Origin of the sequence: Haloferax denitrificans ATCC 35960 (genome assembly GCF_000337795.1) — an archaeon.
GTDB classification, from domain to species: domain Archaea; phylum Halobacteriota; class Halobacteria; order Halobacteriales; family Haloferacaceae; genus Haloferax; species Haloferax denitrificans.
In genome coordinates, this window is sequence record NZ_AOLP01000012.1 from 137635 (window position 1) to 150769 (window position 13135).

14 protein-coding genes and 2 tRNA genes are annotated in these 13135 nt (G+C 66.0%); 8 read left to right on the top strand and 8 right to left on the bottom strand.

Annotation, left to right across the window (positions count from 1 at the left end; translation table 11 throughout):
• Positions 1-5: 5 nt before the first annotated feature.
• Positions 6-323, bottom strand: coding sequence for a hypothetical protein (locus C438_RS12475; RefSeq protein ID WP_004969804.1), 318 nt, complete (start codon positions 321-323; stop codon positions 6-8).
• Between the two features lie 346 nt (positions 324-669).
• Here C438_RS12475 and C438_RS12480 point away from each other — a divergent pair, with 346 nt between their 5' ends.
• From C438_RS12480 to C438_RS12495, 4 genes are all read left to right on the top strand, one after another.
• Positions 670-936: a hypothetical protein gene (locus C438_RS12480; protein ID WP_004969806.1), complete on the top strand. Its 267-nt coding sequence runs from the start codon at positions 670-672 to the stop codon at positions 934-936.
• A 270-nt stretch (positions 937-1206) separates the two neighbouring features.
• The gene (locus tag C438_RS12485; protein WP_004969808.1) at positions 1207-2190 is read left to right on the top strand and encodes an aldo/keto reductase; all 984 of its coding nucleotides are present in this window, start codon (positions 1207-1209) and stop codon (positions 2188-2190) included.
• A 62-nt stretch (positions 2191-2252) separates the two neighbouring features.
• Positions 2253-2813 carry a DUF1684 domain-containing protein gene (locus C438_RS12490; RefSeq protein ID WP_004969810.1) on the top strand — a complete coding sequence of 187 codons (561 nt, stop codon included), beginning with the start codon at positions 2253-2255 and terminating at the stop codon, positions 2811-2813.
• A gap of 50 nt (positions 2814-2863) precedes the next feature.
• Entirely contained in the window at positions 2864-3052 is a 189-nt protein-coding gene (locus C438_RS12495; protein WP_004969811.1) for a hypothetical protein, read from the top strand.
• 176 nt (positions 3053-3228) lie between these two features.
• Here the strand turns inward: C438_RS12495 and C438_RS12500 are convergent, their stop codons facing one another.
• From C438_RS12500 to C438_RS12510, 3 genes are all read right to left on the bottom strand, one after another.
• Positions 3229-3699 (bottom strand): type IV pilin, encoded by a 471-nt coding sequence (locus tag C438_RS12500; RefSeq protein WP_004969814.1) that lies wholly within the window; start codon positions 3697-3699, stop codon positions 3229-3231.
• On the bottom strand, positions 3700-4131 hold the full coding sequence (locus C438_RS12505) for a type IV pilin (RefSeq protein ID WP_004969815.1): 432 nt from the start codon (positions 4129-4131) through the stop codon (positions 3700-3702). It abuts the gene before it with no gap.
• Positions 4132-4530: 399 nt separating this feature from the next.
• Complete coding sequence (locus C438_RS12510) at positions 4531-7623, bottom strand: adenosylcobalamin-dependent ribonucleoside-diphosphate reductase (RefSeq protein WP_004969817.1); 3093 nt, start codon at positions 7621-7623, stop codon at positions 4531-4533.
• 536 nt (positions 7624-8159) lie between these two features.
• On the opposite strand from C438_RS12510, the gene C438_RS12515 reads away from it, so the two are divergent.
• Positions 8160-8372 (top strand): hypothetical protein, encoded by a 213-nt coding sequence (locus C438_RS12515; RefSeq protein WP_004969819.1) that lies wholly within the window; start codon positions 8160-8162, stop codon positions 8370-8372.
• Between the two features lie 97 nt (positions 8373-8469).
• On the opposite strand, the gene trpG is transcribed toward C438_RS12515, so the two are convergent.
• The 4 genes from trpG to trpD are packed head-to-tail and all read right to left on the bottom strand — an operon-like array spanning position 8470 to position 12314.
• Positions 8470-9084 (bottom strand): anthranilate synthase component II, encoded by a 615-nt coding sequence (gene trpG, locus C438_RS12520; protein WP_004969821.1) that lies wholly within the window; start codon positions 9082-9084, stop codon positions 8470-8472.
• Positions 9081-10655, bottom strand: coding sequence for an anthranilate synthase component I (trpE, locus tag C438_RS12525; RefSeq protein WP_004969823.1), 1575 nt, complete (start codon positions 10653-10655; stop codon positions 9081-9083). The genes trpG and trpE overlap by 4 nt, the downstream gene beginning before the upstream one ends.
• Complete coding sequence (trpF, locus tag C438_RS12530) at positions 10652-11317, bottom strand: phosphoribosylanthranilate isomerase (protein WP_004969824.1); 666 nt, start codon at positions 11315-11317, stop codon at positions 10652-10654. Before trpF ends, trpE begins: the two co-directional genes overlap by 4 nt.
• 1 nt (position 11318) lies before the next feature.
• A complete protein-coding gene (trpD, locus tag C438_RS12535; protein WP_049918029.1) occupies positions 11319-12314 on the bottom strand; it encodes an anthranilate phosphoribosyltransferase in 996 nt (331 codons plus the stop codon).
• Positions 12315-12554: 240 nt separating this feature from the next.
• On the opposite strand from trpD, the gene C438_RS12540 reads away from it, so the two are divergent.
• From C438_RS12540 to C438_RS19730, 3 genes are all read left to right on the top strand, one after another.
• Positions 12555-12629: transfer RNA gene (locus C438_RS12540), tRNA-Val, on the top strand.
• Positions 12630-12674: 45 nt separating this feature from the next.
• Positions 12675-12749 (top strand) — tRNA-Val (locus tag C438_RS12545).
• Positions 12750-12984: 235 nt separating this feature from the next.
• Positions 12985-13134: a hypothetical protein gene (locus C438_RS19730; protein ID WP_004969826.1), complete on the top strand. Its 150-nt coding sequence runs from the start codon at positions 12985-12987 to the stop codon at positions 13132-13134.
• The last annotated feature ends 1 nt before the right edge of the window (position 13135 follow it).

A 13135-nucleotide genomic window follows, 5' to 3' on the forward strand; every position in this document is an offset into this window, starting at 1 on the left:
CGCGGCTACGCGTCTGTCGTGTCCGTCTCGTCCGTCTCGTCCGTCGCGTCCGCCCGCTCGACCGACTCCACTTCTCCGACCATCGTCCAGCCGTCCTCGCCGGGGCGCTGTCGACCGACGACGACGGCGTCGTTGTTCTCCGTCGTCGCGAACCGATAGACCGCGCCGTCGCCGTTGAGTCGGCCTTCGGCCTGAAAATCGGTCTGGAAGAACTCCGCGCTGTCCAGCGTGAACGTGCCGTCTATCTCCTCGCCGACGACGAGGCGCATGGCGTTCGGGTGGATGTTGTACATGCGCTTTGCGACGCGATTGAGGTCGGGCATACCCCGACAGTTGCGCTCGCGGGCTAAATCCCTGCGGGAGCGACGCCGACCGAATCACTCGCCAGACCGCGGACGACGTGTCGAGTTACCGACTGTATCGAGCGCCACGTTCGCATCGGAGAAAACCCGCGGAAATTCAGGGTTCGACGACCGTTCAAGAACGCGTGACTATCCCGTGAATAAAAGAGTTAGATACGATTATGAAGTATTAGATGGGCGCTCGTCTAGCGATGAAACTTCACATTTACCTGATAGTCGCAGGTAAACGAGTATGAAACGAGTCGAATTCTCGCACCTAATTATGACCCCTCCGCTCCATGTCGTAGTCGTAGGTGCCCCCCAACCAATGTCGAACTCCCCATCTACGGTCCCCCGTGAACGCCTCTCCCAACTCCGCGAGCTCCTAACGGAAGAACAGTCGCTTCGCTTCGGCTTCGAACTCGTCGCCGCACCGCTTCGGTTCGTCGGCTTCTGGGCCGCAGTCGCCCTCCCGTTCCTGTATCTTCCCCTGCTGTTCGGCGGCCTCGAAGCGAGCGAGTTCACCGTCTTCGGCGCGCTTCTCGCGCTCAACGCGCTCGCGCTCGTAGTCGGCCACAACTACGCTCGGTCGTAGACGACGCGGTCGTGTAGTCGCGCGTCCGCGGCTCACACCGACACGGCCTGCGTTTTCCCTCCACTTCCGCGCCCCCATCCGCTCATGTCTCCCGTCTTTCTTCCCTCCCCCTACGCTTCCGGCGCGCCTCCATCGCGCCTCAACCGCACCTCCCGCGATTTTCACACGTCTCTCGGACTCTGTGCGTTCGCCCGCCCACCCACGCACGTCCCTCATTTTCGACCGTCGGGAATCGAGTCGCTTTAGCGCGGTCCGGTCTTCGGGGTCGGTATGTCGCTCGCGATGGTTCCACTCGGACGGACGGGAACGACGGTCTCCGAACTCGCGTTCGGGACGTGGCGGTTCGGTCGGCAGAACGACGACGGCGAGGTCGAAGTCGGCCGCGACCGCGCCCACGAACTGCTCGACGCGTACGCCGCCGCCGGCGGGAACTTCATCGACACCGCCGACATGTACGGCGACGGCGCGAGCGAGCGGTACATCGGCGAATGGCTCGGTGAACGCGACCGCGAGGACTTCGTCGTCGCGTCCAAAATCTTTTGGCCCACGCGCGAGGACGCCAACGGCCGCGGGCTCAACCGGAAACACCTCCGCCGCCAGATGGACCGCATCCTCGACCGCCTCGGCACCGACTACGTCGACCTGCTGTACATCCATCGGTGGGACGACGAGACGCCGGTCGAGGAGTTCATGCGGACGCTCGACGGCTTCGTCCGCGACGGCAAGGTGAACTACCTCGGCACCTCGACGCTCGAACCCAACGCGTGGAAGGTCGTCAAGGCGAACGAACTCGCCGACAAGCGGGGCTACGAGCCGTTCAAAGTCGCCCAGCCGCGGTACAACGCCGTCAACCGCGAGATAGAGGGCAACTACCTCGACATGTGCGCCGACTACGACATCGGCGTCGTCCCGTGGTCGCCCTTGGCCGGCGGCTTTCTCACGGGCAAGTACGCCCGCGACGAGCGCCCGCCCGCGGACTCCCGCGCGGCGAACGACCAGCGGTTCGCCGACTCGTATCTCACGCCGTCGAACTTCGACGCGCTCGAACGGGTCGAGGAGGTCGCCGAGGCGGTCGGCGCGTCGCCCGCGCAGGTCAGCCTCGCGTGGCTCATGCATCACCCGCAGGTCACCGCGCCGATTGTCGGCGCGCGCACGGTCGACCAACTCGGCGAGAACGTCGCGGCCGCGGACATCGACCTCACGCCCGACCAGTTCGAACGAATCTCGGTCGCCAAGCGTCACGTGTCCGCCTAACGCGTTCGTCGCCGCGGCCCCGAACCGTCAGGTGTAGGTGTCGCCGGCGGGTATCGGCGCGTATGACCGACGACGCGTTCGACGCCGACGCCTACGTCTCCGAACTCCGGGCGAAGCGCGAGGAGAAAGACGACTTCTTCGGGTCGCACCCGCAGTCGCCGATTCCGCCGGAGAAGCGCGACGACTTCGACGGCCTCGACTACTTCGACCCCGACCCCGACTACCGCGTGACCGCGTCGGTCGAGACGCACGCCGACCCCGAGCCGGTGACGATGAACACCTCGACGGACGGCGAGGTCCGGTATCTCCGCGTCGCCACGTTCCACTTCGAACTCCGCGACACCGACCTCACCCTCGGCGCGTACCGCCAGGAACACGACGACTCGCCGACGCTTTTCGTCCCCTTCCGCGACAAGACGACGGGCCAGCAGACCTACAACGGCGGTCGGTACATGGAACTCACGCCCGACGCGCCCCTCGACGAGTTAGACGAGGTCGTCGTCGACTTCAACCTCGCGTACAACCCGTTTTGCGCGTTCACCGAGGCCTTCGAATGCCCGCTTCCGCCGGAGGAGAACTGGCTCGACGTGGTCGTCCCCGCCGGCGAACAGGACTACGAGTAACCCCGAGCAAAAGCGCAAGTTCCATATCGGACGCTTCCGGAGAGACCGACATGGGACTGCTCAGTTCGAAGAAAGCCGTCATCGGGATGGCGCTGATGATCGTCGGGACGCTCGCGATGCTGCCGGGAACGCTACCGAACTCCGCACAGGTGATGTCCTACGCGGTCGTTGTCGGTGCCGGTGCGCTCACCCTCGGAACGTGGCTGGTCGGCACGTCCGAAGAGGGCCGCCCGGTCTGAGACCGGCGCATCCCCGTTGTAACGGCGAAGAACCGTCTGTTCTCGCGACGGCGTAGTTCGTCTGTCTGAGCGCGCGTCAGCGACGCCGCCGGACACGCTCCGCGGGAGTCGAATCACCCGCGGCTCGCGGAGTCGGTCGGTCGGAAGAAAACGATGCCGCGAAGGCGGTGTTGCGTTCAGGCGTCGGGTCCGGACCAGCTCTGGAGCGTCGCGGAGTTACTGCCGCTCTCGGAGGTCCAGATGACTCGAACAGTCGCGGTCGAGAGGTCGTCGGCGTTCTGCTCGACGACCGTCACTTGGCTCCCGGCGGTGATTTCCGTATCCGTGGATATCCATTCCCAAGTCGCGGTCGTGCCGCTCGACCCTGGGAGTTCCGTACCCGAGGTGTTGTCAAGTGCGACCGACGAGGTGATGTTGACCTGCGCGGCGTCGATGGAAGACCCGCTCTCGTGGGTGACCGTGAGGGCGGTGCCGTTGTAGTCGAACCCGAAGCTCGCCTGCGGGGCGGTGTCGCCGACCTGGTCACCGAGACCGAGGACGAACGTCCCGATAACGGCCGCGAGAATCACCGTGATGGCGACCATGAGGATGACGCCGATGACCGGCGAGACCGCGTCGTCCTCGGCGAGGAGTTGTTTGAAATTCATCTATCCGTTGTAGGTCCACTGCTGGAGCGTGGAGGACGTGCTTCCACTCTGCGAGTTCCAGACGACGCGAACGGTGTCGCCGTCAGCGAACGCGGCTCCCGTGGAATTAACGACAGCGGAGTCTCCTGCGCTAATGGGGTCCGTTCCACCGTAATCGGTCCAGTTCCCGTCCGGACTGTCGATGTCGCCAGTCACCGTCACCTGATTTGCGGCGATCTGTTCACCGCTCTCGTGGGTGATGGTGAGGTTTCCTTCTCCGTTGTAATCGAAGCTAAAGCTCGCCTGCGGAGCGGTCTCGCTGACTTGGTCGCCGAGGCCGAGGACGAACGTCCCGATGACGGCCGCGAGGATGACTGTGATCGCCACCATCAGGATAACCCCGATGACGGGACTGACTGCACGGTCTTCCGTGAAGAGATGTTTGAGTTGCATGCGTTATGTCCGACACCCGGACGGTATCAGCTCGCCGAAGACACCGGTGGCGCGTCGCTGTCGCGCGACCAGCATCCCTGCCCGGCACCCGTCGCGGTGTGTCCACCCGACCGGTATCTCCGGGATAACTTAAATCTACGTGCCAGATTAATGTGTTATTTCACCCCGTGATTTAGGCATTAATATAGTGTTTATATGGTGTTTAAGTCCCTAACTACCCTCTGCGAGAGACAGTTTTGAAGAATATTTGATGTGTCTCGGAGTTCCCCTCGATTCCGACGGGCTCATGCAACGGTTTCGAACGCACCGTGAGACGAACAGTACGGACCTCCGGAGAGGACAAAAGAACAGAGCGGAAGAGAGACGAGACCGCGACTGCGGGGAGTTACCGCCCCGCGTTCAGCACTCGGACCAGCCGCAGTTCTGACAGGTCTTACAGCCCTCGGAGTAGTAGAGGTCCATCTCGCCGCACTCGGGACACTCGGGGCTCTCGCCCGCCGCGAGCAGGTCCGCGACGGCGTCGTTGTCGGAGCCGTCGTCGACGGCGACGCCGCCGTCGGTGTCCGCGTCCTCGGCCGCGGCGGCCTCGGCTTCGACCTCGGTCAGGTTCTGCTGTTGCGGGTAGCCCTTGTCGATGTCGCCGTCGAGGTACCGCCGCATGGCGGTGCCGATGGCGTCCGGGATGGAGTTGATCTGCTCTCCTTTGTCCCACGCGACCTTCGGGCTCCGGATGCCCTTCAGCTCGTTCGCAATCTCCTCGGGGTCGACGCCCGAGCGGAGCGACGTCGAGACGGTCTTGGCGAGCGCCTCGGTGAAGGAGGCGGTGAAGCCGCCGGAGTTGCCGATGTTGGCGAACAGCTCGAACGGCTCGCCGTGTTCGTCCTCGTTGATGTTGACGTAGAGCTTCCCGTAGCCGGTGTCGATGCGCTGGGTGACGCCGTACAGCACGTCCGGGCGGGGGCGCTTTTTGCCCACGTCGCTCGGGGAGTCGGCGAAGGCGAGTTCGAGTTCGCTTCCGATGAGGTCCGAGACCTCCTCGGATTCGAGGAACGCCTCCACGTCGCCGAACACGTCGCGAATCTGCGAGACGATGGCCTCGGCGGCCTCCTCGTCGTCGGAGAACTCGGTGTTCTTCGCGCGCGTGGTGAGCACCTGCTTCGATCGGGTGCCGTCGCGGTAGACGGTGACGCCCTTGCCGCCGTGGTCGTAGATGTAGCGGTAGACCTCGTCCATGTCCTCTTTCGAGGCGCTGTTCGGGAAGTTACAGGTCTTCGAGATGGCGGAGTCGACGCCGCTCTGAAGGGCGCACTGGACGCCCGCGTGCTCGATACCCGCGAGGTCGGAGGTCACGACGAACAGCTCGGAGATGGCGTCCGGAACCGTCGACAGCGAGGCGAGGCCGTCGAACTGGTTGCTCGCCATCTGCTCTTGTGCCTCTTCCTTCACGGCCTCGACGTCGATGTCGTTGGCCTCCAGCACGCGGAGGAAGTAGTCGTCGAACTCGACGAGCATCTCGTCGCCCTGCACGTCGTCGGAGACGTTCTTGTAGTAGGCGACGTTGTAGATGGGCTCACAGCCGCCGGTGGTGTTCGACACCATCGACGTGGTGCCCGTCGGGGCGATGGTCGTCGTGTTGTGGTTGCGGATGGGGTAGCCGTCTTCCCAGTCGTCGGCGTCCTCGCCGGTGTGGTGTTCGAACCACTCGCGGTACTCGGTCGGGTTCGCGTACTTCGAGTCTTCCCACGCCTCGAACGGGCCGCGCTCTGCGGCGAGTTCGTGGGAGGCCCGCTTGGACCCGTGGTTGATGTGGGTCATGAGTTGCTGGGCGATTTCGTTGCCCTCGTCGGAGCCGTAGCGGACGCCGAGCTGGATGTACAGCTGGGCGAGACCCATGATGCCGAGGCCGATTTTGCGGAGTTCGCGGACCTTCTCCTCGATTTTCTCGACCGGGAAGTCCGACATCGTGACGACGTTTTCGAGGAAGCGCGTGCCGCTTTCGATGCGGTGGTTGAACTCCTCCCAGTCGACGGCGTCTTCGAGGAACGCCTCGGTCGCGGCCTCCAGCGAGTCGTACTCGTCGCCGTGGGCGTCGTACCAGACGCGCCAGTCGGGCGAATCCTCGGCGACGAGCGTCGAGAGATTGATGTGGCCGAGGTTACACGCCTCGTACTCCTCCAGCGGCTGTTCGCCGCAGGGGTTGGTCGCGAGAATCTGGTGGTCGGGGTGCTTTTCGACGTCGAAGGAGTGCTGTTTGTTCGCGCGTTCGAGGTAGACGACGCCGGGTTCGCCGTTCTCCCACGCGCCCTCGATAATCTGGTCCCAGAGTTCCTTCGCGGGGACCGAAAGCACCTCGCCGACCTCGACGTGCTCGCCGAGACCGAACATGTCGTAGATCTCCTTCGTCTGGGGCGTGGCGACGTGCGGCTCTTCGGTGCGGGGGTTCGTGAAGACGAACTCCTCGTCGTTGTACAGCGCCTCCATGAAGCCGTCGGTGATGCCGACGGAGATGTTGAAGTTCGAGAGGTGGCCCTCGACGGCGTTGCGGAGGTGCTTGGGGACGCGACCGTCCTCGTCGATGAGTTCGCGCGCCTCGTCGAGCGCGTCGACGAACTTGGTGTGCGTGAAGTCGTCGGGGTCGTTCAGGCGGAGCGTGTGCGCGAGCGAGACGTCCTTGTTCTTCGCGTGGAGGAACTGGATGACGTCGGGGTGGCTGACGCGCATGACGCCCATCTGCGCGCCGCGGCGCGCGCCGCCCTGCGCGATGGTCTCGCACATCTGGTCGAACGTCCGCATGAACGTGATGGGGCCGGAGGCGATGCCGCCGGTCGAGCCGACCGCGTCGCCGTAGGGGCGGAGCTTCCAGAACGCGTAGCCCATGCCGCCGCCGGACTGGAACACCTCGGCGGCCTCCTTGGCCGTCTGGTGGATGTCGGTGATGTCGTCGCCGGGGGAGTCGACGAAACAGGCCGAAAGCTGTTGGAGTTCGTCGCCGGCGTTCATGAGCGTCGGCGAGTTCGGCATGAAGGAGAGCTGTTCCATCAGCTCCTCGAACGTCTCGCGCTTCTCGACGACGACGTCGCGTACCTCCTCGGGGAGTTCGGGGACGAGGGTGTCGTAGGCGAACTTGTTGACGTTGTACACCGAAAGCGTCGTCTCGGCCTCGTCGTCGGCGGTGACGCCCGTGCCGAAGACCTCCGCGGCGAGTTCGTCGCGGCGCGGGTGGTCCGGCTTGATGAGGTCGGGGGTGACCGTGAGTTCGATGTCGCGCTTTTCGGCCTCGAAGACGGCCTCGGCGAGCGCGATGTTCTTCGCGACGCGGGGGAACAGGTCCTCCTGCGTCTCGACGAGGTCGCCGTCGGCGTCCTTGCGGAGGTAACGGGCCGGGAGAATGTTGTTGTAGGCGTTGCCCGTCATCCGCGCTTCGAGGGTCTCGCCTTCGGTCCGCTTGACCGGAAGCACGAGTTCGTCCGTCGAGAGGTTCGCGTCGCTCATCTTACTGTCCCTCCCGCCCGAGCCGCGTTCGGGCGAGGTCGCGTCGATAGTGTCCGGAAATTCCGCTCATTGGTGACGATATTGGTGTGTGTTGCGTGGTTGGTTAAGGGCTTCGAACTCGGAGGTCCGACCGCCGAACGTATCAGGTTTAGTTCAATTACGCCGACGGCCGGCGACCGGGTTCGAACTGCACGGATTCATAGGACGGACGGAAACCACATAACCGTAGGTAGAGCGGAGCGGAAGTGAAATAGCGACGCCGGAAATCGCAAGACATAGCGGTTATATCCAGTAGAACGTGAGGGGGGGAGACGGAACGTCTGAAACCGTCACATGGTGAACTGTCCCGCATCGCCGGAGAGGATATAAAGGAACCCCGGACAGTCGACAGCCACATAACTATCAGAATTCGTATGCACGAATTTCGCAGTCGCTCAGGGGTGCCGAAATCGGTCGTTTCGGCGGGGGAATCGCGCCGGAACCGCGCGACGGGACCGCCCACAAGCTTATCCGCTCTACGGGTGTCATATCGGGGTATGGTACTGACTCCCCTCGCGCTCACCCCGTTACAGCTCGGCGGTCTCCTCTCCGGCCCGCTCGGTCAGATGCTCGTGGTGCTCGCGGCCGTCGCCGTCGTCATCCTCGTCGGCCGGCTGTTCCTCAAAGTCGCGTGGCGACTGGTCACCATCGCCGCCATCGTCGTGGGCGCGCTGTTGTTGCTCTCGTTTTTCGGCATCAACGTCCTGTAACCGCGGGAGAACAGGCTCCGGACCGCGACCACGCGAAGGCCGCGGTCGCGGTCGCACCGACGCACCGACGTACTGACGTGGCTGACGCGCCCTCGATTCAGGCCACGTCGAAGCCGGCGACCGACGCGAGGAAGTTTCTGACGACGCCGTGTCCGGACCCCGTGAGCACGCTCTCGGGGTGGAACTGGACGCACTCGATGGGGTACTCGCGGTGGCGGACGCCCATCACGAGCGCCTCGCCGTCGTGGTCGGTCGTCGCCGAGACGTCGAAGCAGTCGGGGACTTCCGTGGCGACGAGCGAGTGGTAGCGCCCGGCCGGGAAGCCGTCTTCGAGGCCGGCGAAGACGCCCTCGCCGTCGTGGTCGACCGGGAACGCCTTGCCGTGAATCGGCTCCGGCGCGTGGCCGATGGTGCCGCCGTAGGCGTACACGGCGGCTTCGAGGCCGAGACAGACCCCGAGCGTCGGAATCTCGGGCGACAGCTCCGTGAGCACGTCGTTGGTCACGCCCACGTCGCGGTCGTTCTTCGGGTGGCCCGGCCCCGGCGAGATGACGATGGCGTCGGGGTTCAGGTCGCGTATCTCGTCGAGCGAGGCGGTGTTCTTCCGCACCTCGATGTCGAGCGGTTCGCCCTCGACGGTCTGTTCGGAGAAGTACTCCACGAGGTTGTACGTGAACGAATCGAAGTTGTCGACGACGACGAGCCGAATCATTGCGACGCCTCCTCGGTCCCGTACTCGATGCGGTGGACGGCGTCGAGCACCCCGCCCATCTTCTGTTCTGTCTCCTCGTACTCCGCGGTCGGGTCGGAGTCGGCGACGATGCCGGCCCCCGCGCGGACGGTGATGGCGTCCTCCGAGCCGCCGGAGTCGACCGTCGCGGTTCGGATGACGATTGCCATGTCGGCGTCGCCGGTCCACGAGTAGTAGCCGACGCCGCCGCCGTAGACGCCGCGAGGCTCGTCTTCGAGGTCGTCGATAATCTCCATCGCGCGGACCTTCGGCGCGCCCGTGAGCGTCCCCGCGGGGAACGTCGCGCGGGTGGCGTCGAAGGCGTCCGAGTCGGGGTCGAGCGTCCCCGAGACGGTCGATTCGATGTGCTGGACGTGGCTGTATTTGATGATGCTCATGAAGTCCTCGACGCGGACGCTCCCGGGCGTCGAGACCCGGCGCACGTCGTTGCGGCCGAGGTCGACGAGCATCGTGTGCTCGGCGCGCTCTTTCGCGTCCGCGAGGAGTTCGCCGGCGAGGCGGCGGTCCTCGACCGGGCCGGAGCCGCGCTGGCACGTCCCCGCGATGGGGTTGACGACGACGCGGTCGCCCCTGACGGAGACGAGCGTCTCGGGGCTCGCGCCGACGACGCGTCGGTCGCCGTGCCGGAGCAGGTACATGTACGGCGAGGGGTTCACCTCGCGGAGCGAGGCGTACAGGCCGACCGGGTCGACCTGTCCGTGGAGCTTCCGGGTGCGCGAGATGACGCCCTGATAGATGTCGCCGTCGCGGACGTGTTCTTTCGTCTTCCTGACCGCGGTCTCGTACTCCTCGCGGGAGCCGGCGTCCTCGCCGGTCCGCTCGAAGCCGCCGGGCGAGGGGTCGGCCGCCGCCCGGAGCTTTTCCGCGACGCGTTCGGCCTCGGCGACGACGCCGTCGTACACCTCGCCGGGGTCGTCGTCGGGCGAGACGACGGGGGTACAGACGAGGCGGACGGCGTCCTCGCGGTGGTCGAACGAGAGGGTGCGCGTCGTGAGGACGAACTCGGCGTCCGGGTCGTCGGTGTCGGGGCGGTCGCGGCCGACCTCGTCGAGCCAGAGGTCGTAGACGGCCTCGTAGGCGAGGAAGCCGACCAGCCCGCCGGTGAGCGTCTGCCGGTCCGTCTCGGGGAAGTTGACGCGCGGGAGGTCCGGGAGCGCGCCGCGCAGGGAGTCGAGCACGTCGCCGTCGCCCGCGCCGACGAACTCGGCGGCGGGGCCGCCGAGGTCGGTCACGTCGACGCCGTCGGGGCCGACCGTCACGACCGCCTCGGGGTCGTAGCCGACGAACGAAAAGCGCGCGTGGGAGTCGGCGGCCGTCGCGGGCGCGGAGAACGCGCCCTGCGGGTTACTGGAGGAGACCTTCTCGGCGCTCTCCAGGAGGAAGCCGTAGTCGCTTCTGTCGGCGAGCGTCGTGTACGCGGCCAGCGGGTCCACGGACACGTCGAGGTCGGAAACGAGGTGCGTCACGACCGGTTCGTCCGCGTCGCCGACGAGGTCGACGAACTCCTCGCGGTCGGTGTCGGGGGCCGTCACGCGACGACCTCCTCGTGGTCGCCGGACGCTCCGCGGGCCGCCTTCGCCGCGGCGACGAACGCGCGGACCGCGTCGTGGTCCTTGACGCCGCCGGACGACTCGACGCCGCTCGCGACGTCGACGCCGTAGGGTTCGACCGTGCGAACCGCCTCGGCGACGTTGTCGGGTGTCAGGCCGCCCGCGAGCACCACGGGGATATCGACCGCGTCGACGAGTTCGCGCGAGGCGTCCCAGTCGTGAGTCTCGCCGGTGCCGCCCGCGCCGGACGCGGAAGGCGTGTCCACGAGGACGGCGTCGACGACGGGCGCGACGGCCCGTGCGCGGTCGAGGTCGGTCGCGTCGACGACGGGGACGACCCGGACGCCCGTCGCGCGGAGCGAGTCGAGGTCGTCGGCCGCGAAGTCGCCGTGGAGTTGGAGCACGTCGGGACCGACCTCGCGCGCGAGGTCGCGGGCGTGGTCGATGGAGTCGGGCATGGTCACGAGGACGGTCGTGAGGAACGGCGGCGCGGCGGCGAACAGCTCGCGGGCGCGCTCGCGAGGGATCTCGCGGGGCGTGTCCACGGGCACGTCGCAGATGGCACCGACGGCGTCGGCACCGGCCGCGTCGACGGCGGCGAGGTCGGTTTCGTCGGTGACGCCGCACACTTTGACGCGGGTCATCTCACGCCTCCCGGAGCGCGTCGAGCTTGGCTTTCGCGGCGCCGGACTCGATGGCGTCGCGGGCGACTTCGACGCCCTCCTCCAGCGAGTCCGCGAGGTCGGCGACGTAGACGGCCGCGCCGGCGTTGGCGAGGATGAGGTCGCGCTTCGGCCCGGTCACGTCGCCGGTGAGGATGCCTTCGAGGTCGTCGGCGTTCTCCTGCGGGGTGCCGCCGGCGACGTCCTCGATGGGGGCCTGTTCGAGGCCGAGGTCGGCGGGCGTGAGGGTGTACTCGGTGATTTCGTCGCCGTCGATTTCGGCGACTGTGGTCGCGTCGTGGAGCGCGATTTCGTCCATGCCGGAGCCGTGGACGACGAGGGCGCGCTCGACGGGCATGTGCGACAGCGACTCGGCGATGAGCGGGACGAGGTCGGCGTCGTAGACGCCGAGGACCTGCGCGTCGGCCCCGGCGGGGTTCGTCAGCGGCCCGAGGACGTTGAAGATGGTCCGCATGCCGAGTTCCTTCCGCGGGCCGATGACGGCCTTCATCGCGGGGTGGAACACGGGCGCGAGCATGAAGCCGACGCCGTTGTCCTCGATACAGGCTTCGACGGACTCGGGGTCGGCCTCGACGTTCACGCCGGCAACCTCCAGCACGTCGGCGCTCCCAGAAGACGAAGAGACGGAGTAGTTGCCGTGCTTGGCCACCGCCGCGCCCGCGCCGGCCGCGACGAGCGCGCTCGTGGTCGAGACGTTGATGGTGTTGTAGTCGTCGCCGCCGGTGCCGCAGGTGTCGACGAGCGGGCCGCGGTCGGGTTCGATGGTCAGGGCGGCGTCGCGCATCCCCTGCGCGAACCCCGCGATTTCGGCCTCGGTCTCGCCTTTCGACCGGAGCGCGGCGAGGAGCGCGCCGATTTGCGCCTCGGTCGCGTCCTCGAAGACCGCCCGCGCGGCGTCGCGCGCCTCCTCGATAGTCAGGTCCGCACCGCCGGTCACACGTTCGATATAATCCTGCATTGGTAATCACCGATGTACTTCTTCGGGTTATGATGTACAAATTCGTACATCGGCTTAAGCGTGTCGGGCTGGCGAAAATCGCCGCCATCGGGCGGTCGCCGCTCGGGGCGAATCGACCGCGACGGACGGCGGGACCGCGCTGTGACCCGAATCGCCGCACGTAGTCAGATTCGAAAGCTTAAATTGTAACCCCGGACAACGGAGAGATGCGTCCGAACGGGCGCGGGAAGCTCCGTAACCGGGTTGGTGGTCTAGTCTGGTTATGACACCTCCTTGACATGGAGGAGGCCGGCAGTTCAAATCTGCCCCAACCCACTCCTCTTCCCGCGTTTCGGCGTTCGGCGATGTTCGCAACACACCGGGTTGGTGGTCTAGTCTGGTTATGACACCTCCTTGACATGGAGGAGGCCGGCAGTTCAAATCTGCCCCAACCCACTACTTTCTCGCGACGAGTTATCTACCGAGCACCGCGTAGCGTGTGCTCGGTGCCACGAGTCGCGTGCAATCGTGCCGCGGGGCAGATTTGAACCAGCGAGCGAACGCAGTGAGCGAGTGAGGTTCACGCGAGCGGAGCGAGCGTGTCACCCGACACAGCCCACCGCACCACTCACCGACCATACAGTCTCCCACACCACCCAACCACTATGTTTTCCCCCCGCGAACTCCGCCCATGACCCTCCTGCAGATTCCCGGCGGTCCGGAACTCGTCATCCTCGCGCTGTTGCTCCTCATCCCGCTCGCGGTCGTCTATCTGGGCTACAAGCTCATCCAGTCGCTCCGGGCGTTCGAAGAGGGCAGAAACGAGCAGTCACAGCGGTAGC

Excerpts from the sequence above, each read along its gene's own strand:
- C438_RS12475 (WP_004969804.1), bottom strand. The coding sequence starts at position 323 with ATGCCCGACCTCAATCGCGTCGCAAAGCGCATGTACAACATCCACCCG.
- C438_RS12480 (WP_004969806.1), top strand. The coding sequence starts at position 670 with ATGTCGAACTCCCCATCTACGGTCCCCCGTGAACGCCTCTCCCAACTC.
- C438_RS12485 (WP_004969808.1), top strand. The coding sequence starts at position 1,207 with ATGTCGCTCGCGATGGTTCCACTCGGACGGACGGGAACGACGGTCTCC.
- C438_RS12490 (WP_004969810.1), top strand. The coding sequence starts at position 2,253 with ATGACCGACGACGCGTTCGACGCCGACGCCTACGTCTCCGAACTCCGG.
- C438_RS12495 (WP_004969811.1), top strand. The coding sequence starts at position 2,864 with ATGGGACTGCTCAGTTCGAAGAAAGCCGTCATCGGGATGGCGCTGATG.
- C438_RS12500 (WP_004969814.1), bottom strand. The coding sequence starts at position 3,699 with ATGAATTTCAAACAACTCCTCGCCGAGGACGACGCGGTCTCGCCGGTC.
- C438_RS12505 (WP_004969815.1), bottom strand. The coding sequence starts at position 4,131 with ATGCAACTCAAACATCTCTTCACGGAAGACCGTGCAGTCAGTCCCGTC.
- C438_RS12510 (WP_004969817.1), bottom strand. The coding sequence starts at position 7,623 with ATGAGCGACGCGAACCTCTCGACGGACGAACTCGTGCTTCCGGTCAAG.
- C438_RS12515 (WP_004969819.1), top strand. The coding sequence starts at position 8,160 with ATGGTACTGACTCCCCTCGCGCTCACCCCGTTACAGCTCGGCGGTCTC.
- trpG (WP_004969821.1), bottom strand. The coding sequence starts at position 9,084 with ATGATTCGGCTCGTCGTCGTCGACAACTTCGATTCGTTCACGTACAAC.
- trpF (WP_004969824.1), bottom strand. The coding sequence starts at position 11,317 with ATGACCCGCGTCAAAGTGTGCGGCGTCACCGACGAAACCGACCTCGCC.
- trpD (WP_049918029.1), bottom strand. The coding sequence starts at position 12,314 with ATGCAGGATTATATCGAACGTGTGACCGGCGGTGCGGACCTGACTATC.
- C438_RS19730 (WP_004969826.1), top strand. The coding sequence starts at position 12,985 with ATGACCCTCCTGCAGATTCCCGGCGGTCCGGAACTCGTCATCCTCGCG.